At 76.1% G+C, this 22,607-nt stretch carries 17 protein-coding genes and 1 pseudogene; 8 read left to right on the forward strand and 10 right to left on the reverse strand.

Annotation, left to right across the window (positions count from 1 at the left end):
- Window positions 1–195: 195 nt before the first annotated feature.
- Window positions 196–1,158 (forward strand): sigma-70 family RNA polymerase sigma factor, encoded by a 963-nt coding sequence (locus ABD158_RS05565; RefSeq protein WP_344004848.1) that lies wholly within the window; start codon window positions 196–198, stop codon window positions 1,156–1,158.
- Between the two features lie 39 nt (window positions 1,159–1,197).
- On the opposite strand, the gene ABD158_RS05570 is transcribed toward ABD158_RS05565, so the two are convergent.
- The 3 genes from ABD158_RS05570 to ABD158_RS05580 are packed head-to-tail and all read right to left on the reverse strand — an operon-like array spanning window position 1,198 to window position 4,087.
- Entirely contained in the window at window positions 1,198–2,514 is a 1,317-nt protein-coding gene (locus tag ABD158_RS05570) for a glycoside hydrolase family 3 N-terminal domain-containing protein (protein WP_344004851.1), read from the reverse strand.
- Window positions 2,511–3,116, reverse strand: coding sequence for a dephospho-CoA kinase (coaE, locus tag ABD158_RS05575; protein WP_344004854.1), 606 nt, complete (start codon window positions 3,114–3,116; stop codon window positions 2,511–2,513). Before coaE ends, ABD158_RS05570 begins: the two co-directional genes overlap by 4 nt.
- Window positions 3,117–3,139: 23 nt before the next feature.
- On the reverse strand, window positions 3,140–4,087 hold the full coding sequence (locus tag ABD158_RS05580) for a helix-turn-helix domain-containing protein (RefSeq protein ID WP_344004857.1): 948 nt from the start codon (window positions 4,085–4,087) through the stop codon (window positions 3,140–3,142).
- A gap of 94 nt (window positions 4,088–4,181) precedes the next feature.
- Between ABD158_RS05580 and ABD158_RS05585 the strand changes: the two genes are divergently transcribed.
- Complete coding sequence (locus ABD158_RS05585; protein ID WP_344004859.1) at window positions 4,182–4,340, forward strand: hypothetical protein; 159 nt, start codon at window positions 4,182–4,184, stop codon at window positions 4,338–4,340.
- 89 nt (window positions 4,341–4,429) lie between these two features.
- Here the strand turns inward: ABD158_RS05585 and rpsA are convergent, their stop codons facing one another.
- Window positions 4,430–5,938: a 30S ribosomal protein S1 gene (gene rpsA, locus ABD158_RS05590; protein WP_344004861.1), complete on the reverse strand. Its 1,509-nt coding sequence runs from the start codon at window positions 5,936–5,938 to the stop codon at window positions 4,430–4,432.
- 134 nt (window positions 5,939–6,072) lie between these two features.
- Complete coding sequence (locus ABD158_RS05595) at window positions 6,073–7,026, reverse strand: phosphotransferase family protein (protein ID WP_344004864.1); 954 nt, start codon at window positions 7,024–7,026, stop codon at window positions 6,073–6,075.
- Window positions 7,027–7,057: 31 nt separating this feature from the next.
- Here ABD158_RS05595 and ABD158_RS05600 point away from each other — a divergent pair, with 31 nt between their 5' ends.
- Both ABD158_RS05600 and ABD158_RS05605 read left to right on the forward strand, forming a co-directional pair.
- Window positions 7,058–7,891: a hypothetical protein gene (locus ABD158_RS05600; protein ID WP_344004867.1), complete on the forward strand. Its 834-nt coding sequence runs from the start codon at window positions 7,058–7,060 to the stop codon at window positions 7,889–7,891.
- Window positions 7,892–7,913: 22 nt separating this feature from the next.
- Window positions 7,914–8,744, forward strand: coding sequence for a class I SAM-dependent methyltransferase (locus tag ABD158_RS05605; protein ID WP_344004870.1), 831 nt, complete (start codon window positions 7,914–7,916; stop codon window positions 8,742–8,744).
- On the opposite strand, the gene pgfA is transcribed toward ABD158_RS05605, so the two are convergent.
- Entirely contained in the window at window positions 8,741–9,700 is a 960-nt protein-coding gene (gene pgfA / locus ABD158_RS05610) for a cell envelope lipid trafficking protein PgfA (RefSeq protein WP_344004873.1), read from the reverse strand. The two genes, ABD158_RS05605 and pgfA, sit on opposite strands and share 4 nt — an antisense overlap.
- 150 nt (window positions 9,701–9,850) lie before the next feature.
- On the opposite strand from pgfA, the gene ABD158_RS05615 reads away from it, so the two are divergent.
- Together ABD158_RS05615 and ABD158_RS05620 are read left to right on the forward strand one after the other, a co-directional pair.
- Window positions 9,851–11,743 (forward strand): hypothetical protein, encoded by a 1,893-nt coding sequence (locus tag ABD158_RS05615; protein ID WP_344004876.1) that lies wholly within the window; start codon window positions 9,851–9,853, stop codon window positions 11,741–11,743.
- Window positions 11,740–12,966, forward strand: coding sequence for an acyltransferase family protein (locus tag ABD158_RS05620; RefSeq protein WP_344004879.1), 1,227 nt, complete (start codon window positions 11,740–11,742; stop codon window positions 12,964–12,966). Before ABD158_RS05615 ends, ABD158_RS05620 begins: the two co-directional genes overlap by 4 nt.
- An 839-nt stretch (window positions 12,967–13,805) precedes the next feature.
- Here ABD158_RS05620 and ABD158_RS05625 read toward each other — a convergent pair.
- Window positions 13,806–17,105: pseudogene (locus tag ABD158_RS05625) on the reverse strand (alpha-(1->3)-arabinofuranosyltransferase domain-containing protein); the annotation flags it as partial.
- Window positions 17,072–17,833 (reverse strand): class I SAM-dependent methyltransferase, encoded by a 762-nt coding sequence (locus ABD158_RS05630; RefSeq protein WP_344004882.1) that lies wholly within the window; start codon window positions 17,831–17,833, stop codon window positions 17,072–17,074. The gene ABD158_RS05630 and the pseudogene ABD158_RS05625, both read right to left, overlap by 34 nt.
- 139 nt (window positions 17,834–17,972) lie before the next feature.
- Between ABD158_RS05630 and ABD158_RS05635 the strand changes: the two genes are divergently transcribed.
- Window positions 17,973–19,202 (forward strand): glycosyltransferase family 4 protein, encoded by a 1,230-nt coding sequence (locus ABD158_RS05635; RefSeq protein WP_344004885.1) that lies wholly within the window; start codon window positions 17,973–17,975, stop codon window positions 19,200–19,202.
- A gap of 118 nt (window positions 19,203–19,320) precedes the next feature.
- Here the strand turns inward: ABD158_RS05635 and ABD158_RS05640 are convergent, their stop codons facing one another.
- Both ABD158_RS05640 and ABD158_RS05645 read right to left on the reverse strand, forming a co-directional pair.
- Window positions 19,321–19,488, reverse strand: coding sequence for a DUF2613 family protein (locus tag ABD158_RS05640; protein ID WP_344004888.1), 168 nt, complete (start codon window positions 19,486–19,488; stop codon window positions 19,321–19,323).
- Between the two features lie 64 nt (window positions 19,489–19,552).
- Window positions 19,553–21,289, reverse strand: coding sequence for an MmpA family trehalose lipid delivery protein (locus tag ABD158_RS05645; protein ID WP_344004891.1), 1,737 nt, complete (start codon window positions 21,287–21,289; stop codon window positions 19,553–19,555).
- A gap of 96 nt (window positions 21,290–21,385) precedes the next feature.
- On the opposite strand from ABD158_RS05645, the gene ABD158_RS05650 reads away from it, so the two are divergent.
- Window positions 21,386–22,607, forward strand: a 1,222-nt coding sequence (locus ABD158_RS05650; RefSeq protein WP_344004894.1) for a hypothetical protein, incomplete at its 3' end; no start/stop codon positions are given.

Here is a 22,607-nt window from a genome sequence, read left to right on the forward strand (position 1 = left end):
GCGCCGGGTACCGGGGCTGAGAAGTCGCTGAGATTACGTCGATCGGGCAACTCCGCAGCCCGCCCGGTCGTCGGATGAGGTGACAGGCACGGACACGACATCCGGGAATGCCCCCGGTGACGAACCCGTTGTGACGAACGCCGAGGACGACGCGACCCACGAGCGTACGACCCGGCCACCAGGAGGAGGCGTCGCATGGCAACACGGACCGCAACCCGGCCCAGCGCGAACCGCGAGATCGAGGGACGCGACAGCGTCGGCCTCTACCTCGACGAGATCGCGCGGACGCCGCTGCTCGACGCCGTCACCGAGGTCGAGCTCTCGAAGACCATCGAGGCCGGCCTCATGGCCGAGCACCTCCTCAAGGAGGGCCGTGTGGGCCGCCGCAAGGGCGGCGCCCCGATGCGTGCCTCGCAGGAGGAGCTGGAGTGGATCGCCGCCGAGGGGCAGCGCGCCGTCCAGACCTTCATCAACGCCAACCTGCGCCTGGTCGTGTCGATCGCCCGCAAGTACGGGCGCTCGCAGATGCCGATGCTGGACCTGATCCAGGAGGGCAACACCGGCCTGATCCGCGCGGTCGAGAAGTTCGACTACGCCAAGGGGTACAAGTTCTCGACCTACGCCACTTGGTGGGTGCGTCAGGCCATCACGCGCGGCATCGCCCAGCAGGCCCGCGTCGTCCGGCTGCCGGTCCACGTCGTCGAGGAGCTCAACCAGGTCGGCGGCGCGCGCCGCACCCTCGAGCGCCAGCTCGGCCGTGAGCCGGAGCCGGTCGAGATCGCCGGCGAGCTCGGCATGGACGTCGAGCGGGTGCTCGACCTCCTTTCGTGGGGCCGCGAGCACGTCAGCCTCGACACCCCGGTCGACGAGGACGGCGACACCTCGCTCGGCGACCTGATGGCGCAGGAGACCGCCCCGGGCCCCGACCTCACGGTCCTGGACACCGAGTCGCGCGACCGGCTCAACGACCTGGTGGGCCTGCTCGACGACCGCGCCGCGGACATCATCCGCTCGCGCTACGGCCTGACCGACGGCCGCCAGCACAAGCTGGCCGACATCGGCACCAAGCACGGCATCTCCGCCGAGCGGGTCCGCCAGCTCGAGCGGGAGGCGCTGCAGAAGCTGCGCACCTTCGCCGACCCCGACCTGGCGGCCTGACCGCACCGCCGGACCCGGCGTCGCCGGACCCGGTGACGCTCAGCGCAGGGCGGCCTCGACCAGTGTCGAGGCCGCCCTCGTCGCGCGTGGGGTGGCGTCGGCCGGGACCGGTCGGTCGGCCGACCAGCGCTGCTGCCACAGCTGCAGCGCCACGACCCGGGTCGCGGCCTCCTCGACACGCTCGCGGTCGAGCTCGCCGCTCGCGAGGGCCTCGGTCACCACCCGGTGGGCGAGGCGGGTGTCGACAGGCATCAGCAGGAGGTCCGCGCCGGCGGCGAGCGCCTGGACGGCCGGTCGCTCGCGTCCCGCGACGGCGCCCATGCCGAGCGAGTCGGTGATCGCGACGCCCTCGAAGCCCAGCTCCTCGCGGAGCAGCTCGTACGCCGCGGGCGAGAGGCTGGCGGGCACGCCGGGATCGAGCGCGGGCACGTCGAGGTGGCCCATCATCACCGAGGGCGCCCCCTGGGCGACCGCCCGCGCGAAGGGCGGGAGCTCGCGCTCGGCAAGGGCGTCGAGGTCGGCGTCGAGCGTCGGCAGCACCTCGTGGCTGTCGGCGGTCACGGCCCCGTGGCCCGGGAAGTGCTTGGTCGTCGAGACGACCGCGGCCGCCCGGTAGCCCGTCACGGCGGTGGCCACCGCGACCCCCGCCACCGTCGGGTCCTGTGACGGTGACCGGGTGCCGATGGTCGGGTCGGCGTCGCCGATGGTCACGTCGGCGACCGGCGCGAAGACCCACGTGAAGCCGAGGTCGCGCAGCTCGAGCCCGGTGGCGCGGGCCGCCGACCGGACGGCGCGCCGGCCCCGGGTGCCGTCGTCGCCGTCGGCGGCGACCGCGTCGCCCGCGACCGAGAAGGCGGGGAAGGTCGTGCCGACGTCACCGAGGTGCGAGACCAGCCCGCCCTCCTGGTCGATGCCGACGACGGGCGGGTAGCCCCGGTCCCCCGCCGCCTGCGCGACGGCCTGCGTGGTCGCGCGCACCTGGTCGGCGTCGAGCACGTTGTCGCCGGTGACGCTGACCCCCGCCAGGTGGAGGTCCGCGACCAGGTCCGCGGCGACCGCGGGGTCGGTGCCGGCGTACCGGCCGACGATGACCTGGCCCGCCAGCTCGGCGTCGCCGAGCCCGGCGACCAGCGCCGCGGCGGTGTCGAGCTCGCCGACGGTGGGACCCCACGAGGTCTCCGTGTCCGCCGACGGACCCGGTGGGGCGGTCGCGGTCCCGGCGGGAGCCCCGGCGACGGGGGCGGAGCCCGTGCCGGTGCCGGTGTCGTCGTCCGCACCCCCGTCGCCGGTCGAGCACGCGGCCAGGAGCGTGCAGCCCGCGGTGGCGAGCGCCGCCCGCCGGAGCCGGCGCCTCACGGGCGCACGCCCCCGAGCCGCGCGGTCAGCTCGCGGTGGACGGCCGCGACGGCGTCGCGCAGCTGCTCGCGCGTGCCGTCGTTGTCGATGACGTGGGTGGCGGCGTCCAGGCGCTGCTCACGCGTCGCCTGCGCCTCGACGCGGGCGCGCGCGTCCGCCGGGTCCATCCCCCGGTCCGTCGTCATCCGCGCGAGCTGCACCTCCACGGGTACGTCCACGACGAGCACGGCGTCGAACTCCCGCGCCTGACCGGTCTCCACGAGCAGCGGGATGTCGTGCACGACGAGCACCCCCTCGGGGGCCGCGGACTCGAGCTCGGCCGCGCGCGCCCGCACCCGCGGGTGCACGACCGCCTCCAGGGCGCGACGCCGTTCCGGGTCGCCGAACACCAGGCGGCCGACGGCGGGCCGGTCGAGGTCGCCGTCGTCGGTGAGGACCTCGGCACCGAGGGCGTCCACGACCGCCGCCAACCCCTCCGTGCCGCGGGCGACGACCTCGCGCGCCAGGACGTCGGCGTCCACGACCACGGCCCCGAGGTCGGTCAGGATCGCCGCCACCGTGCTCTTGCCCGAGGCCACGCCGCCCGTCAGTCCCACTCGCACGGGCCCCACCGTACGGGGGTCCCTCAGGCCGCGCCGAAGCGGCGGCGGTAGGCCAGCGGCGCGATCCCGCGGACCCGGACGAAGTGGTGGCGCAGGGTGGCGGCGTTGCCGAAGCCGACCCGGTGGGCGACCTGCTCGACGGTGAGGTCGGTCTGCTCGAGCAGCTCCTCGGCGGCGTGGACGCGCTGGCGGACCACCCAGGCGGCCGGGGTGGTGCCGGTCTCGTCGCGGAAGCGACGGGCGAAGGTGCGGGGCGACATCGCCGCCCGCGACGCCAGCGTGGGCACGTCGAGGTCCTCCTCGAGGTGCTCCACGGCCCACAGCAGCACGGGGGCGAGGGTCTCGGCCTCGCACTCGGGCACCTGACGGGCGATGAACTGGGCCTGTCCTCCGTCGCGCTGCGGCGGCACGACCATCCGTCGTGCGACCCTGGCGGCCACCGCCGACCCGTGCTCGCGCCGCCAGACCTGCAGCCCGGCGTCGATCCCGGCGGCCGTGCCCGCGCTGGTGACGACCGGGCCGTCCTCGACGTAGAGGACGTCCGGTCGCACCTCGACACCCGGGAACCGGCTCGCGAGCTCCGCGCAGTGGCGCCAGTGCGTGGTGGCGGCCCGTCCGTCGAGCAGCCCGGCGTCGGCCAGGGTGAAGGCGCCGGTGCAGACCGACATCACCCGGGCGCCCCGGGCGACGGCGTCGCGCAGGGCCGCGGCGACCGCCGGCGTGGCGGCTCGGCTCGGCGCGCCCGCGGGGACCACGACCAGGTCCGCGCTCGCGGCGCGCCGCAGGTCGTGGCGCACCACGACGTCGAACCCGCCCGGGGTCGGCAGCGGACCGACCTGAGGGGCGCACACGGCGAAGTCGACGGCCGGGACGCCGTCGTCGGTCCGGTCGACCCCGAAGAGCTCGAAGACGACGCCGAGGTCGAACGGCTCGACCTCGTCGTGGACCAGGGCGACGACGTCGGTGAGCACCCGCGGATCCTGCCACGGCGGATGGCCGGATGTCGACGAGGGTTGTCTTTCCTGCCACTGTCGGCACGATGTCGACGGGCGCAGCATTGCTGCCATGATCCTCGTCCTGCTCGGCCTCGTGTCCCTCGTCGTCCTCGCCCGCGTCGTCCACCTCGTGCTCACCGACGACCCGGCCCGACACCGCCCGTCGTACCGGCCGCCGGCCAGCCACCACGACGACGGCTTCGCCCCCGACCGCCACCGCGCGGCCTGAGCGTCGCGGAACGCCGACGGCCCCACCGCTCCGAGGAGCGGTGGGGCCGTCGTGCGTGGTGCGAGAGGGTCAGCGACCCGGGGTGAGCGTCAGTTCCCGCCGCCGGTCAGCTTCTCGCGGAGCGCCTGCAGCGCCTCGTCGGAGGCGAGCGAGCCGCCCGAGGTCTCCTCGGAGGCGCCGGAGCGACCCGCGGGGACGGAGTCGCCGCCCGAGGAGTACGAGGTGGCCTCGCCGGCCTCGGCGTCGGCCGCCTTGGCCTCGGCCTGCTGCTTGACGTGGGCCTCCCAGCGGGCGTGCGCCTTGGCGTACTGCTCCTCCCAGGCGGCGCGCTGCTCGTCGTAGCCCTCGAGCCACTCGCCGGTCTCCGGGTCGAAGCCCTCGGGGTAGATGTAGTTGCCCTGGTCGTCGTACGACGCGGTCATGCCGTACAGCGTCGGGTCGAACTCCTCGGCGTCCGTCGCGGCCGCGGTCTCGTTGGCCTGCTTCAGCGACAGCGAGATCCGACGACGCTCGAGGTCGATGTCGATGATCTTGACCATGACGTCGTCGTTGACGGTGACGATCTGCTCCGGGATCTCCACGTGGCGCTCGGCCAGCTCGGAGATGTGGACCAGGCCCTCGATGCCCTCCTCGACGCGGACGAACGAGCCGAACGGCACCAGCTTGGTGACCTTGCCCGGCACGATCTGGCCGATCTGGTGGGTGCGGGCGAAGTGCTGCCAGGGGTCCTCCTGCGTCGCCTTGAGCGACAGCGAGACGCGCTCGCGGTCCATGTCGACGTCGAGGACCTCGACGGTGACCTCGTCGCCCACGGTGACGACCTCGGAGGGGTGGTCGATGTGCTTCCACGACAGCTCGGAGACGTGCACCAGGCCGTCGACGCCGCCGAGGTCCACGAACGCACCGAAGTTGACGATCGAGGAGACGACGCCCTTGCGGATCTGACCGCGCTGGAGCTGGGTGAGGAAGCTCTGCCGCACCTCGGACTGGGTCTGCTCGAGCCAGGCGCGCCGCGACAGCACGACGTTGTTGCGGTTCTTGTCGAGCTCGATGATCTTCGCCTCGAGCTGCTGGCCCACGTAGGGCTGCAGGTCGCGGACGCGACGCATCTCGACGAGCGAGGCGGGCAGGAACCCGCGCAGGCCGATGTCGAGGATCAGGCCGCCCTTGACGACCTCGATGACGGTGCCCTCGACGACGCCGTCCTCCTCCTTGACCTGCTCGATCGTGCCCCAGGCGCGCTCGTACTGCGCGCGCTTCTTGGACAGGATCAGACGACCCTCCTTGTCCTCCTTCTGGAGGACGAGCGCCTCGACGGCGTCGCCGACGGCGACGACCTCGCTCGGGTCGACGTCGTGCTTGATCGACAGCTCGCGGGAGGGGATGACGCCCTCGGTCTTGTAGCCGATGTCCAGCAGGACCTCGTCGCGGTCGACCTTGACGATGGTGCCCTCGACGATGTCGCCGTCGTTGAAGTACTTGATCGTCAGGTCGATGGCTGCCAGGAAGTCTTCTTCCGAGCCGATGTCGTTGATCGCGACCTGGGGGGCGTCGTCGTGCCCGTAGAGGTCGGGAGAGGTGGAGAGGGTGCTCGTCATGGAGTGGTGGGGTCCTCGAAGGTGGATGGAGTCGTACGGACGCGCGTGAGACAGTCTGGATCCAGAGAGTGGGCCTGGCACCGCATCGGTCCGCGGGCACAGCAGGCTCAGCGCACGTCAAGCCTACGCGCCCCTCAGGGGACCGTCCAACCTGAGGGTACGGCGTGGACGTCGCCGTGGCGGGCGATCGCGGCCAGCAGCTCCCGCGCCCCCGGCGCCCCGGGACCGTCCGCGGCGACGGCTGCTCGCAGCGCCGGCAGGTCGGCGGCCCGGGCCGCCGCGAGGTCGGCGTCCGGGTCGGCGCCCGGGGCGGTGCCCGGGCCGGTGCCGGGGTCCGTCCCGTCACCGGTGGGGGCGTCGGGCCCGCCCCGCACCGCGGCCCAGCCGGCCAGGACCCCCGCGACGTACGGCGATCCCCGGTCGCCCGCGCCCCGCAGCAGGCGTCCGAGGTCGGTGCGGGGGTGGCCGGCGTGGGCGTGCTCCCAGTCCACGACCCCGGTCACGGCGAGGGACCCGGGGTCCACCAGGACGTTGTCGAGGCCGAGGTCTCCGTGGACGAGGACGGCCCGCGGCTCGGCGTCGCGCACCCGCTCGGCGGCGACGGACCACGCGGGCGGCTCGTCGGCGGCCAAGGACGCGGTGCCCGCGTCGTCGACGTCGCTCGTGGACGCTCCCCCGTCGGGCCGCGGGCCGAGCGAGGCGTCACGGAACGCACCGCGGCGGGCGAAGGGGATCCCGGCGAGCGTGCCGGCGATCCGCCCGAGGCCCCGGCCCAGGCGTGCGCGGCCCGGGTCGTCGAGCTCGGCGAGGAGCCCGGCGGCCGGCACGCCGGGCAGGTGCTCGGTCAGCAGCAGGGCGGGCAGGTCGTCGCGCGGACCCCGCAGCTCGAGCACCCCCGGCACCGGGACGAGTCCCGAGACGAGGGCGAGCAGCGCGGCGTGGACCTCGTGGGCGGCCGGTCCGTGGTCGTCGGGCCCGACGTAGAGCCGCGCGACGACGCGGGTGCCGGCGGCCGTGCCGAGGAGGGTCCGCCCCGACCGCCCGCCGGGCAGCGGCTCGAGGGAGGTGAGGAGCTCGACGTCGACCACGGGAGGAGATCCTGGCACTACGCTCCGCGTCATGGCGCTCGCGGAGCTGGTGGCTCTCCCCGTCCGGCTGGGGGTGAGCGTCGTGCGCACGACGTTGACGCTCGGCACCCTCACGCACCCCGACGGCCCGGTACGGCGTCCCGGGGGCTACGCCGACATGCTCGAGGGCCTGATCGGGCACGGCGGCACCTCCGACCGGGTGCGGGAGCTGCTCGCGGAGGACGCAGCGCCGATGCGGATCGTCCACACCCTCGACTCGATCTTCGCCGCCGACCGTCCACTGGGCCGGATGCTGCGCCGCGGCGGCACCCTCGACCGCCTGCTCTCCCCCGAGGGCCCGGTGCTCCGGCTGGCGGAGCCGGGCGGGGTGCTCGACCGGCTCGCCGCCGAGGACGGCCCCCTCGACCGCCTGCTCGCCCCCGGCGGCGCCGTGGACCGCCTGACCTCCCCCGGCGGGACGCTCGAGAGGCTGCTGGAGGAGGGCGGTCCCGTGGACCGGCTGATCGCGGGCGACGGCGTGGTGGAGCGGCTGCTCGCGCCCGGTGGTCCCGTGGACCGGCTGACCCGCGACGACGGGGTCCTCGAGCGGGTGCTGGCGCCCGGTGGCCTTCTCGACCGCGTCCTGGCCGACGAGGGGTACGTCGACACGCTGGTCGCCGAGGGCGGGACCCTCGACCGCCTCGTGGCCCTCGGCCCGGCGCTGGAGGCCGTCGAGCCCCGGCTGCGCGAGCTGGCCGCGGTCATCCCGACGCTGAACCAGACCGCCGACAGCCTGCAGCGCGCCGTCGGGCCGCTGGGCGACCTCGCCGGTCGGCTGCCCACCGTGCGTCGCCGTGCGCTGGGCCCCGGCGGCGCCGAGTCCTGAGCGGCCGCGGGAGGATCGGACGGTGACCGAGCCCTCCCCCTTCCCCGTGCGGGTCGAGCGCCGCGCCGTCGACGAGGCCGAGTCCCGCCGGGCCAACGGTCCCGACTGGGACGCCTACGCCGACGAGTACCAGGCCACCCACGGCGACTACCTCGGCGACGCGGGCTTCCTGTGGGGACCCGAGGGCCTGACCGAGGACGAGGCCGGGCTCCTCGGCGACGTCGCCGGCCGTGACGTGCTCGAGGTCGGCAGCGGTGCCGGCCAGTGCTCGCGCTGGGTCGCGGAGCACGGTGGGCGACCGGTCGGACTCGACCTGTCCGAGCGGCAGCTGCAGCACTCGCGCCGCCTCGACGACGCGACGGGGGTCGCGGTGCCCGCCGTCCTCGGCACCGCCACCGCCCTCCCCTTCGCCGACGCCGCGTTCGACGCGGTGTTCTGCGCGTTCGGCGCGCTGCAGTTCGTCGCCGACCTGGACGCCGCGCTCGGCGAGGCGGCCCGGGTCCTGCGCCCGGAGGGCCGGCTGGTCTTCTCGATCACCCACCCGACGCGGTGGTCCTTCCCCGACGACCCGGGGCCGGACGGGCTGCGCGCCGCCACGTCGTACTGGGACCGGACGCCGTACGTCGAGGTCAACGACGACACGGGCCGGGTGGCGTACGTCGAGCACCACCGCACCCTCGGCGACTGGGTGCGGCTGCTGACCCGGCACGGGTTCGTGCTGGTCGACCTGGTCGAGCCGGAGTGGCCCGAGGGTCACGAGCGCACGTGGGGCGGCTGGTCCCGGCTGCGCGGCCGGCTGATCCCCGGGACCGCGATCTTCGTCGCGCGGGGACCGGGCCGCGGGTCGGCCTAGACCTTCTCGACGGCCGGCGCGTCGCGGTCCGCGGCGGGCCCGGCCGACGCGGTACGGCGACCGCGTCCGCCGCGGGCACCGCGCAGCAGCAGGAACCCGAGGACCAGGAGCACCGCGCCGCCGACCAGACCGACCACCGGGACGGTCCGGGTGATCGTGTCGATGGTCCCGATGCTGTCCTCGGCGCTCGCGACGTTGTCGGCGACCTGCTCGTCGGTGAAGGACAGCTCGAGGTCCAGCAGCGTGTCGCCGTCCTCCGTGGTGCGCTGCTCGCTCTGCTCCTGGTCGATGATCGAGCCGGTGCGGGGATCGACCCAGACCGTCTTCTGCGAGCTGTAGCGGCCCTCGATGTCGCCCACCACGGTCGCGGGCTCGTCGTCGACCTCGGTGGTGAACCGGTAGACCGGCAGGCCCTCGATCTCGTCCTCGCCGTCGTACGTGGCGGTCACCGCCTCGCCGAGCAGCCCGTCCCACAGCTGCTGGTCGGCCTGAGGGGTGTCGAAGGGGAACTTGTTGACCAGGCCCTCGTGCGGCACGGCGTCGGCGGGCAGCAGCTCCGCGCTGGCCTCGGCGGGCAGCGACTCGCCGGTGCGGCGGTCTGTGGCGAAGACGTCCGGCTCGGAGTTGTTGATGACCCGCTCGTCGTCGCCGCGCAGGCAGGCGGGCTCCTGGCCCTCGTCGACGTTGAGGCAGGTGTTGGCCACGAAGGCGACGACGTCGTCGTCGGAGATCTCGCTGTCGACCCGGTTGCGGCTGACGGCCAGCACGTCGGCGCCCTCGACGTCGCCGGTGGCCGGGTTGAGCCGCTGCGCCTGCCCGCTCAGCAGGGTCGTGGAGTCGGTGTCGAGCGGCGTCCGCTTGACCACCCCCGGAGCCCACAGCAGCGCGACCAGCCCTGCGACGAGGAGGAAGCCCCCCAGGCCCAGCGCCACGAACCCCAGCACCTTGCGCACCACGACGAACACCCCTCCCCAGGAGCAGGAAACTGCGCCCCGCACGGCCCTCCCGGCCCACGAAGTCGCCGAACGGTAGCGCAAGTGACTCGTGGGTAACAACGGCGGGTTGTGACGGACCTCACCGTGCAGGGGCGTGCCATGATCCCGGGCGTGTCGACCTCCACGCGCCCCGCGCCCGCACCCGCCGCGTCGCGGGCGCCCGCGCGGTGGCGCGAGGTCGAGCAGCGCCACCTCGTCGTCGGCTCCGCCGTGGTCCTGGTGCTGGTCCAGACCGGCTGGCGGGCGTGGGCGTCCGCGGGTGCCTGGTGGTACGCGGACGACTTCATCCTCCTCGAGGACGCCCGCCGCTCGGGCCTGTCCCTCGCGGCGCTCGTGCAGCCCCACGACAGCCAGCTGATGCCGCTGGGGCGCCTGCTGGCGTGGTCGGCGGGCCGGGCGGGCGACCTCGCGTGGTGGCCGGGGGCGCTCCAGCTCGTCGGCCTCCAGCTGGCCGCGGGGCTGGCGGCGGTCTGGATGCTGGTGCGCCTCGCCGGCCCGCGCCCGGCGATCCTGGCGCCGCTGGCGTTCTACCTCGTCTCCCCGCTGACCCTCACGGCCTACCTCTGGTGGGCCGCGGCGCTCAACCAGCTCCCGCTCCACCTGGCGTTCTTCCTCGCCGTCGGCTGCCACGTCACCTACCTGCGGACCGGCCGCCAGCGGTGGGCCCTGCTGGCCGCCCTCGCCGTCACGCTGGGGATGACGGCGTACGTGAAGGCGGCGCTCGTGCTGCCGGTGCTGCTCGTGCTGTCGCTCGGCCCGTTCGCGTCCGGCGGGATCCCCGCCCGGCTGCGGACCGTCGCCGGTCAGTGGCGCGCGTGGGCCGTCTACGGCGTGCTCGGCGCCTCGTACGCCGCGGCGTACACGCGCTGGGTGCCCTCGCCCGTCGCGGAGGGCGCCCCGACCGACTGGTCGGGGCTGGTGCGCGCCATGGTCGGCGAGTCCCTGGGCTCGGTCTCGCTGGGCGGGCCCTGGCGCTGGTCCACGGAGAACCCGCCGCTGCTGCAGGTCGACGTGCCCGGGCCGGTCGCGGTCCTCAGCTGGGTCGTGATCGTCGCGGCGCTGGGGGCCGCGCTCGTGGTCCTGCGCCGCCGCGGCGTGCGGACCGCCCCGGTGAGCGCAGCCCTGCTGGTGGTCGGGTGGGTCGGTGGCGCGCTCGTCCTGGTCGGCCTGGGACGGGCCCCCCAGCTCGGGGCCTTCGTGGGCTACGAGCTGCGCTACCTCGCCGACTCCGCCATGGTCGTCACCCTCGCCCTCGCCCTGTGGTGCCTCCCGGTCGCCGGGGCGGACGCGGCGACGGCGGCGACGGCGGCGCCGGGCTCGCGCCCCGTCGCCGCCCCGGCGCGTACCCGGGCCGGCCTCCCCGCGGCCCTGCGGCCCGTCGCGGCCGTCGCGGCGCTCGTGCTGCTCGCGGGCGCCGCGTGGTCCTCGAGCACCTACGCCGCCGCGTGGCACCGGCCGTACGCGACGCGCGCCTTTGTCGAGCGCGCGGCCCAGGCGGCCGACGAGCGACCGCGCACGGTGGCGGACGTGCCGGTCCCGGCGTCGGTGATGGCCGGCACCGCCTTCCCCGACAACCTGCCCTCCCGCCTGCTCGGCTCGCTGCCCCGCGTGCGCGCGGTCGCCGCGGGCACGGACCTCGAGACGCTCGACGCGGGCGGGACCCCGGTCCGCGCCGCCGTCGTGGCGGGCGCCGAGAGCCCTGCGGGGCCGCAGGACGGGTGCGGCTACCGGGTCGGCGCCGAGGCCGTGACCGTGCCGGTGGAGGGGGACGCCGAGTTCTTCTGGTGGGCGACCGTGTCGTACCTGGCCTCGGCCGACACCACCCTCACGCTCGGGCTCGGCGAGCGCGAGGAGCGGGTGGAGGTGCTGGCGGGCCTCCACACGCTGTTCCTGCGCGGTGAGGGCGGCTGGGGCCCGGTCCGCCTGCAGGGGTCCGACGAGGCCGTCGTGTGCGTCGACTCCGTGCGGGTCGGCGACCTGGTCCCGGCGGGGGTGCCGCGGTGACGAGTCCCGACCTCCCCCGCCACGACACCTACCCCGGCCTGGACGGGCTCCGCTTCCTCGGGGCGCTGGCCGTCCTGGTCACCCACGTCGCGTTCCAGACCGGCGCGTACGCCGGGACCCTGGCCGGCACCGCGCTGTCACGGCTCGACGTGGGCGTGGCGATCTTCTTCGTGCTGTCGGGCTTCCTGCTGTCCCGACCCTGGCTCCTCGCGGCCGAGCACGCCACGCCGCGGCCGCGCACCGGCCGCTACTGGTGGCACCGGGCGGTGCGCATCCTGCCCGCCTACCTGGTGACCGTCGTCGTGGCCCTGCTCGTGCTCGAGGAGAACGCCGGGGCCTCCCTGCGGACCTGGGTGGCCAACCTCGGGCTCGTCGCCCTCTACACGGAGGACCGGCTGCCCCCGGGGCTGACGCAGATGTGGAGCCTCGCCACCGAGGTCGCGTTCTACGCCGCCCTGCCGCTGGTGATGCTCGCCGCGCTGGGCCGACGCCCGCAGCGGGTCCCCGCGGGCCGCCTGCTCGTGGTGCTCACGGGGCTCTGCGCGCTCAACCTGGCCTGGAACGCCGGCGGGTCGCGCCTGGTCGCGACCTCCACGGCGCTGCTGCAGTGGCTGCCCGGCTACCTGACCTGGTTCAGCGCCGGGATCGCCCTCGCCGCGGTGACCGTGGTGCTGCGACGCGCCGAGCCGCCGGGCTGGGCGCGGACCGTCGCCGACGTCGGCTCGGCCCCCTGGACCTGCTGGGGCCTCGCCGCCGCGGTCTTCGTCGTCGCCTCGACCCCGCTCGCCGGGCCCTACGACTTCACCCAGATCGCCTCCGACGCCTCGGTGGTCACCAAGAACCTGCTCTACGTCGTGGTCGGCGTGCTCGTGGTCCTCCCCGGCGTCTTCGCCCCCGCGGGCTCGACCTTCCTCCGCCTGACCACCCGACCGCTGCTGCGGCACCTGGGCCGCACGTCGTACGCGCTGTTCTGCTGCCACCTGGTCGTGCTCGACCTGGTGCAGCAGTGGCTCGACCTCCCGGTGTTCGGTGGTCGCACCGTGCTGGTGCTCGCCCTCACCCTGGCGGGCAGCCTGCTCGTCAGCGAGGTGCTCTACCGGCTGGTCGAGGTGCCGGCGACGCGGCTGCGCAGCCTGCGCCCGAGCGACCTCGTCCGGTCGCGGCGCGGCGGGTCCAGCACCTCGAGCCCCGCCCAGACCAGCGAGACCACGACGGCGAGCTGAGCGGGCGCCGACTGGCCGGCCCAGCCCTCGATCGAGCCGAGCGGGCGCAGCCAGTACACGGCTCCCGCGAGGACGATCCCCGCCCCGACGGCGACGGCGCGGACGCCGTCGGGCAGCCGCCGCAGCGCCAGGTGCCCGAGGACGGCACCGGCCGCCACGAGCAGGCCCGGCGTCCCGGCGAGCAGGGCCACCGCCGCCGCGAGCCCGACCGCGCCGACCAGCCGGGGGATCCGGCGCTCGCCCAGCGCGGGCAGTCCCGCGCGCGGTCGCCGCCGCGCGGTCCCCACGACCACGACCCCCAGCAGCACGAGCGCGACCGCGCCCGCGGCCAGGCCGGCGGCGTAGACGGGCTGCGGGGAGAAGCGCAGGTCGAGCGTGCCGCCCTCCTCCACCCGCCACGCCTGCTGCCAGCCGTCGACGACGAGCGGCTCCGCCCCGGCGTCCGCGACCCAGCCGGGGTTCGCGTTCTCCCGCACCACCACCGTGGAGTCGGCCGGGACCTCCCCGAGGGTGCGACGCGCGGACCCCTCGGCCCCGAGCCCCACCGGGGTCGGCGAGGTCAGGTCCACACCGGGCCCGACCCGGTCGGTGCGGTCCAGGCGCACCGCCGCGGGGGCGAAGAGCTCCGAGGCGGCCACCGTCAGGGTGGTCCGGTCGGCGGGCACGTCCAGCGACGCCCCGTCGCGGCACGGGCGCGCCGTCGCCTGCTCACCGCGCACCAGCGCGGCCCGGCTGGCCACGACCTCGGTGCGCAGCACCCGCCCGTCGACCGCGACGGTCGGGCCACTGCCGCAGCCCAGCTCCTCGAGCGTGTCGGAGACCGCCTGCGGGAATCGTCGGGACCCGCGCAGCCGGACCTGGCCGACCCCGATCCCGACGTCGGCGGCGGAGCCGTCGAACTGCAGGCTGCGCACCAGGCGCGGCGCGCTGAGCTCGACCTGCACCCGGGAGGCGCGGAACGGCTCGAGCGGCGCGAAGCCGCCCTCGCGGAGGGTCACGGTCTGCCGTCCCCCGGGCCAGCGGACCACGGCCTCGCGGGCGGGGGTCGCGGGCGCGTCCGGCGCGAGCCCGAGTCGCAGCCCGGTGATCCGCTGCCGGCCGAGCCACCGCAGGTCCAGGGTCGGGGCGGGGTCGTCGGGGTCGGCGACCCAGGTCGTGCCCCGGTCGCCGTCGACGGCGGCGATCGCGGATCCGCCCGGCTCGTCGACCGCCGTCGACGACGCGGCGGCGACGAGGGGCAGACCCTCCTGGAGCCGCTCGACCAGCGCCGGGCCCCCGCGGGCGCGCACCCGCAGCGTCGGGGTGTACGACGCGCCCGCGCCGAGGTCCACGGTCCGTCGCAGCCCGGAGGGCTCCTCGGCCTCGCGGGCGCCGCCGTCGGCGCAGCGCAGGTCGTCCGCCACCGCGACGCAGGCGGCACGGTGACCGAGACCCTCCGTGAGCACCACGGCCGCCGGGGCGCCCCAGGCGTCGGGCAGCGACGGGAGGTCGACGACGCGGGTGACGTCGAGACCGGCGACCGCGACCTGTGCGAGGGCCAGCGGCGCGCCGGCCGCGCCCTCCACCCGGACCCGACCGGTCGGCCCGCCGTCCAGCGTCACGGTGGTCGTCTCGCCGGGGTCGAGCGTGCGCGCCTCGGCGGCCCCGGCGTCGGTGACGACGCGGACGACGGTGGGGGCCGGCACGGCGTCGCCGAGGGTCACCGTGACCGCGTCGACCGCCCGCGGCGCGCCGAGCCGGGCCTCGAGCCACGGCGCCGCTCCGGTGTCGCGGCCGGAGACCCACTGGGTGGCGGGGTCGTCGTCGAAGGCGGCGTACGGCGCGCGGCCGGGCAGGACGGGACCCGCGTTGTCGGCGTCCGAGGCCGAGCTCGACGCGGCGAGCGCCTCGACCCCCTCCAGCCGGGCGTCGGCGCGCCAGCGCTCCCACGCGTCACCGTCGTCGCCGAGCCGGTAGTCGGTGACGGGTCTCCCGGTGAGTCGCTCCTCGCCCGGCACGAGGGTCACCGAGGTGTTGTCGTGCACGGAGCCGAAGGACACCTCGCGCCGGCGCAGCCCGTCGGTGAGCACGACCGGACCCTCGGGCGCGGTCTCCTCGCTGCCGTCGGGGAGGTCGGTCGCCAGCACGGTGGGCGCGGAGCCGAGCACGCCGAGGTCGGACAGGTCGAGCAGGGACTCGGGGCCGCCGACCACGACCGGCGGCACCCCGGTCGCGACGGCCCGGGCCGCGCCCGGCACCTCCCAGACGCGGATCGCCGGGCGCCGGTCCTGCCAGCCCTGGTTGACGACCAGCCACGGCCCGTCGTCGACGCCCTCGAGGCGGGCGTCGCCGCCGACCTCCGGGCCGAACTCGGCCACCGGGCGCAGACCCGGCGAGTCGGCGAGCGCCTGCTCCACCAGCACCGGGTCGGGGAGGCTGCCGCCCGGCTGGAGGTCGTGGCGCACGACCAGGTGGGAGACCCCGGCGCGGCGCAGGTGGTCGACCAGGCCGGTCGACCCCTCACCGGCGGCCAGCCGGCGCTCGACCGCGTCCAGCATCCGCACGTTGCCGGGCGGCGCCAGGGGCACGGCGTTGCGCACCGCCCACGGCGAGGACGCCAGCACCTGGAGGGGCTCGTCGCGGGTGAAGCCCCACGCGTAGCTGCCGAAGGACGTGCCCGGCAGGAGCAGCGCGCGGCCGCCGTCGTCGTGCTCGCCGAGCCAGTCCGCGGCCTGGGACCAGTAGGTCGGCACGCCGAGGTAGGCGCCCGACGGCGCGACGCGGCCGAGGAACGCCGGTCCGGCGGCGGCGACGACCGCGACCAGGCACAGCGCCACCGCGGCGACCCGCGTCGAGGTGGGGTGGCGACCGTCCGCGGCCGGGGCCCCGTCCTGACGGTCCCGCCGGGCGACGCGGTCGACGAGGTGCGCGAGGCCGACGACCAGGACCAGGCGCACGACGAGGTCGAACTTGTGCACGTTGCGCAGCGGCGCCAACGGCCCGTCGAGCCAGTCCTGGCGCTCGGCGGCCCCCCATCCCTGGACGGCGCCGGTGTGGCCGAAGGTGACCATCAGCAGGCCGACGAGCAGGCCGAGGAGCAGGAACCGGCGGTGGGGCTGGTCGCGCCGCACGACGCCGGCGAGGCCGAGGACGAGCAGGACGGTGGCGCTGACCACCCAGAACCCCTGCGAGACGAGGTCGTTGCCCGCCCGCCAGGTCGGGTCGACGTACGCGACCCAGTCGGAGGTGCCCCGCAGCGCGTCGAGCAGCGGCGTGGCCAGCGTGGTGACCTCGGCGCTCTCGATGTAGTCGAGGAACGGCGGGCTGTAGGCACCGAGCACGAACAGGGGGACCAGCCACCACAGCGTGCCGAGGACGGTGAGCACCGGCCACCACGTCATGAGCGACCGGCGACGCGGACCGGGGGTGCGCGTCAGCAGCCACAGCGCCCCGAGCGGCAGCACCGCGGCCGTCGCCGCCGCGTTGACCCCGCCCACCATCGCGACCGCCGCCGCCGACGCCGCCGCCGCCGCGACCGGCGAGCCCCGCACCGAGCCGCGGACCAGGAAGGCCAGCACCCACGGCGCCAGCGCACTGGGCCAGACCTCGATCGAGATCTGCCCGAGCAGGCTGATCATGCGCGGCGACAGGGCGTACGCCGCGCCGGCGAGCAGGCAGGCGGCCTGCGACCGCACCCCGAGCAGGCGGCACAGCCAGACCACCCCGACGAACGCGGTCACCGTCACGAGGGCGATCCAGGCGCGCTGCACCGCCCAGCCCGGCACTCCGATGAGGTCGCCGGCCCAGAAGAACGGGCCCATCGGCCACAGGTAGCCGTAGCCCTGGTTCTGCAGCTGGCCGAAGGCGCCCTCCGGGTCCCACAGCGACAGTGCCCGGCCGAGGAACTGACCGGGGTCCAGGGCGAGGTCGAGCTTGGTGTCGGCGATCAGCAGGCCCGGCTGCTGCGCGAAGGCGAGGGCGACCAGGCCGACGGCGACGGCCAGCACCCGCAGCCGCCACCGGGTGCGCTCGGCGCGCCCGGCGTCGGTGGCCGGCTCGGTGGCGGTGGCCGGCTCGGTGGCGGTGGCCGGCTCGGTGGCCGGCTCGGTGGCCGGCTCGGCGGGGGTCAGCGGGGCCGCAGCACCAGCACGAGGTTCCACGTCACCACCTCGCGCAGCACCGGCACCCGGGTCAGCCAGTGCGTGCCGCGGGGGTTGTACCGCGGGTAGGCGGCGACGAGGTCGGCGTCCGGGCGGGACCGGGCCCACCGCAGCGCGTCCCCGACGCGCACGGCGTACAGGGACTCCCCGTAGACGTTCTTCGGCCGGTGGCCGTGGCGGCGGGTGTAGCGGTCGCGGGCCCGGCCGCCACCGAGGTAGTGCCACGGCGCGGTCTCGTGGCCCCCCCAGGGACCCCACCAGCAGGTGAAGGAGACGTACGTCGTGCCGCCGGGACGGGTCACGCGCACCATCTCCTCGGCCATCCGCCAGGGGCGGGGCACGTGCTCGAGCACGTTGGAGGAGTAGCAGACGTCGATGCTGTCGTCACGGAACGGCAGGTCCATGCCGCTGCCCAGGACGGTGCGCGGGCCGACCTCGCCGAGCCCGGAGAGCTCGCCGGCGTCGGCGTCGAGGGCGAGGTAGCAGGCCCCGCGGGCCTCGAAGGCGTCGCGGAAGTAACCCGGTCCCCCGCCGACGTCGAGCAGCAGGGCGCCGTCGAGGTCGGCGTGGGTCGTCAGCTGCGCGGCGGAGTCCGCCGCGAGGGCGCCGTAGAAGCGGGCCGGGTCGTCCTGCTCGTGGGTGAAGTCGGCGAGCAGACGCAGCGAGCGCCGCCACGTCGGCCGGGCCGACGCGCGGCGTGCTGCCGCGCGGGCGCGCTCGTCCGTCACCGGTCACCCTCCTCGTCACGCACCGGCGCGACCCCCTCCCGGGCGCGCACCGGGCGAGGGTAGACCACCGCTCCGGGGCGCACCGGAAGCCGGGAGACCGATGTCACACTTCCGGTTACCTGCTGGTAACGTCCCGGGGGTGCTGGGGCTGGGAGGGAGCCCCGTCACTCTGGCGGACCGACGCGTCGTGCTGTTCAACTGGCGCGACACGGCCAACGCGGAGGGCGGGGGCTCGGAGAGATACGTCGAGAACATCGCGCGCGGCCTCGTGGCCCGTGGCGCGCACGTCACCGTGTTCTGCGCCGAGCACCCGGGGGCACCCCGGGACGAGTGGGTCGAGGGCGTCCGCTTCGTGCGCCGCGGCACCAAGCTGGCGGTCTACGCCCGGGGGCTGCTGCACCTGGCGACCCGTCGCTTCGGTCGGGTCGACCTGGTCGTCGACGTCCAGAACGGCCTCCCCTTCTTCACCCGCCTGGGCACCCGCGCCCCCGTCGTGGTCCTCGTGCACCACGTCCACCGCGAGCAGTGGCCGGTCGTCTACCCGGGCCTCGCCGGACGCTTCGGCTGGTGGGTGGAGAGCCGGGTGGCGCCGCGCCTCTACCGCCGCAGCCAGTACGTCGCCGTCTCCCGCGCCACCCGTGAGGAGCTGGTCGGGCTCGGCGTCGACCGGTCCCGGATCGCCGTGGTGCACAACGGCACCGACGTCGAGACGCCGGAGGACCTGCCGCGCTCCGCGGTGCCGACCGTGTGCGTGGTCGGGCGCCTCGTGCCGCACAAGCGGGTCGAGCACGCCGTCGACGCGGTCGCCGAGCTGTCCGCGGACCTCCCCGACCTGCAGCTCGTGGTCGCGGGTGCGGGCTGGTGGGAGGAGGAGCTCCGCTCCTACGCCCGCAGCCGGGGCGTCGCGGACCGGGTCCACTTCGAGGGCTTCGTGGACGAGCACCGCAAGCACGAGATCTACGCCGCCTCGTGGGTGATGGCCCTGCCCTCGCTGAAGGAGGGGTGGGGTCTCGTGGTCGGCGAGGCCGGGCTGCACCGCACCCCGACGGTCGCGTACGCCGCGGCGGGCGGCACCCGCGAGTCCGTCGCGGACGGCTGCTCGGGCCTGCTGGTGGACGACGACCCCCGTCTCCTCACTGCGGCGCTGCGCCGGGTGCTGACCGACGAGCGGCTGCGCGCCTCGCTCGGGGACGGCGCTCACGACCTGGCGCACCGCTACAGCTGGGAGGCGTCGCGCGAGTCGTTCGCGGAGGTGGTCTCCGGCGCCCTGCAGGGCGTGCGGACCTCGGAGGTCGACCCCGACGACGAGCCGGCGCCGGTGCTGCTGGGCGACGCCGACCCCGGGGACGCCCCGGCGCTCAGCGCCTGAGGGCCCCGCGCCCGGGTGTCCCCGCGCGCGAGGGGCCGGGTCCCTCGACGGACGTCCCTCGACGGACGGACCCCCGACGGCGAGGCCGTCGGGGGTCCGGTACGTCGGGCGGGGCGGGTCAGCTCGAGGAGCCGTACTCCACGACGGGGCGCTCGACGTTGGCCGGCGACTGGTCCGGCGCGTCGGTCTGGGAGTTCACCAGGCCCACGACGGTCACCGCAGCGACCGCACCGCCGACGACGACGCTGGCCAGCAGCGCACCCACGGATCCGAGCAACGTGCCCACAACGCCTCCTCGACGTACCGGTTGACTTCTCGCGCGACCCTACCACCGGGTAACCCCGTCGCGCTCACCCCGACGACGGCGCCGCGCGCGTCGTCGGTCGCCGCCGCCGACGCCGCCGCCGACGCGAGGCCAGCGCGCCCGCGGGCCCGGCGAGCAGGCAGGCCCACCACGCCGCCCACGCGACACCGACGCCGACGGCCCGCGAGGCCGGGACCGAGCGCTCGAGGACTCCCGGGAGGGCGACGACCTCGAGGTCGGAGGAGGCGTGGACGACCTCGCCGGCGACCTCCGGGGCCGGTCCGGCCGCCGTCGGGTCGGTGACGACGAGGCCGATCCCGAGCTCGGCCAGGGCACCCGCCCGGCCCTGCGACCCGGGTGCCGCGAGGGCCGCGGCGACCTCGTCGACGCGGGGGTCCTCCCCCGGCACGACCTCCCCGGAGACCACGAGGTCGTCGGCGGTGACGTGGTCGCGGGGCAGGAACCGTCCGAGCGGGTCGAGGACCGGGCGCCCGTCGTTCCACGACGGGGCCCGGTAGGCGCTCAGCGGGAGCACGAGGACGTCGCCGACCACCGGTGACGCGAGGACCGCCTCCCGGGCCGACTCCCACGTCGGCGGGTAGTCGACAGCCTCCAGCCGGCCGCCGACCCCCCAGGCGGCACCGGGCAGCAGGGCGACCGGCGCCAGGGCGGCGGCCATCGTCCACCCCACCCGCTCGGCGCGGCGGCGTGTGCCGACCAGGACCGCGACCCCGGACGAGGTCACCGCGACCAGCAGCGGGGCGCACAGCGTCAGGCTGCGGGCACCGTCGCGGAGCAGCCCACCGCCGGGGAGCGCGGCGACCGCGGCGAGGACGCCGGGGGCCGCCCAGCCCACCAGGGCCACACCGAGCCCGACCACCCAGCACCCGGCGAGCGCCAGCCCCTCCCGACGGCCCGTCGTCCGCCACCAGGAGCGGGCGCCTGCCGCCGCCAGCACGGCGAGCACCGCCAGGGCGACCAGGACCGCGGAGGTCCCGCGGGGCGCGGCGGCGTCGACGTTCCAGACCCCGCCGAGGCCCAGCAGGACCACCGGCGCCGGCAGCCCGGCCGCGCCGGAGGCCGCGAAGGGGACGGTGCTCGCGGCTCCCCCCGTCGCCGCGGCCGCGGAGAGCAGGCCGGGCACGATCCACGGCAGGTTGGCCGCGCCGACCCCGAGGACGAGCCGGGCGTCGTCACGCCACCGCCCGCGGCGCAGCCGGAGCCCGAGGGCGAGCGCCAGCACACCGGTCACGACGCCGGCGGAGGCGCTCAGGCTGCCCAGGACGAGCAGCGGCCAGAGGCGTGGGGCCGACCCGCCCGCACGGCGTGCGCGGACGGCGAGCAGCACCCAGGGCGCCACGGCGTACCCGACGAGCACCGGCCAGTGACCGATCACGAGGCGCTCGACGACGAAGGGGTTCCAGGCCCACAGCGCCGCGGCCCACAGACGGGCCGCGAGGACGTCGGGGGCGAGGCGCGCCGCGCCGACCGCGCCCGCGACCAGCGACCCCGCGAGCGCGAGCTTCTGCAGCAGCACGCCCGGCACGACGAGGTCGAGGGCGGCCACGACCGCGTCCGAGGGCACGGCGCGCGGCAGCGCGGAGCCGAGGCCCAGGAAGTCGCCCCGCATCGTCAGCTGCGGGACCCAGACCATGTCGTAGGACAGGACGTACCCCGGACCGAGCGCGGGCCCCAGCAGCAGCGCGACCAGCAGCGCCGCGAGGAGGGCCGGGGGCAGGTCCCCCGGCAGGCGCGCGGGGCGGGCGGGACAGGCGGGGGCCACCTCGTGATCCAACCAGCCGGGACCGTGGGCGAGGGAGCTGACGCGAGTTTCCCGATTCCGCTGCAAAAGAAGGTTGCACCATCCATTCTCCTTGGCATGGCGATCTCCCTGCGCACGCGTCGAGCCCTCAGCGCCGCCCTTGGTCTCACCACGGGGGCCGCCCTCGTCCTCGCGGGACCGGCCGCAACGTCGGCGGGCGCCCCGCTGCCCGGCGCCGTGCGCGCTGCCCCGCTTCCGGCCGCCTACTCCGCCTCGGCGGACGCCGACAGCCTCCGGCTCCAGTCGACCGCGCTGGGCGGCGGCCTGACCGACGTGTACGTCGCGCGCTCCGAGGCGGTGACCGACAGCGAGGCGACGCCGCGGGTGCGGGCCACCAGCCGCGCGGCCGCCCTCGGCCTCGCCGGCGGCTCCCTCGACGTCGACTCCGTGACCGCCACCGCTCCACCGCCCAGCGACCCCGACGCCGTCGGGCTCGACGGTGTCGTGCTCGGGGTGGCGACGCTCGGCGCCGTGCAGGGTGACGTGGAGGCCGACTGGGCCGGCGACAGCCAGTGCGTACCGGCCACGGCCGGCGTCCGCCCGCTCGGCGAGTCCACGACCACGCTCGCCCGGACCACGCTCGCCGGCGTGCCCGGGTTGCTCTCGCTCGGGTCGGTGGAGGCCTCGAGCACGACGTCGCGGACCTTCCTCCAGGACGGGGCGGGCGCGGGCTCCTCGGTCGTCTCGGAGACCACCTCGACGCTGGGCGACATCAACCTCCTCGGTGTCGTCACCATCGGAGTGGCCGACCCCGTGGTCCTCCGGGCCACCTCCGACGGCACGACCGGCCGCACGTCGTTCGGCAACCCGACGGTCCGGTTGACGGCCCCCGGGGTCAACGAGGTGCTCACCCCGAACGGCGTGGCCCGCAACCTCACCATCAACCTGGCGGCCGTGCGCGCGACGCTCGCCGTCCGGGCCTTCACGCCGACAAACGCGAACGTCGGCCCCCGGGCCTCCAGCACCCTGCCCGCGGTGGTGTCGGTGGACCTCACGGTCCGCGACCTGTTCGGCAACGTGCTCACCAGCCTGTCGCTGGGCGTGGGTCGCGCCTCGGTGGCGGCGACCGCGCCCGCCGGCGGCGTCGAGTGCCCGGCTCCCCCGCCGGTCGACACCGACGGCGACGGCCTCACCGACGACGAGGAGGCCGGCCTGGGCACCGACCCGCTGGACCCCGACACCGACGACGGCGGCGTGCTCGACGGCGCCGAGGTCGCGGCCGGCACCGACCCCCTCGACGGCACCGACGACTTCCCCGGCCCCGTCGACACCGACGGCG

Origin of the sequence: Nocardioides lentus (assembly GCF_039529515.1) — a bacterium.
GTDB classification, from domain to species: domain Bacteria; phylum Actinomycetota; class Actinomycetes; order Propionibacteriales; family Nocardioidaceae; genus Nocardioides; species Nocardioides lentus.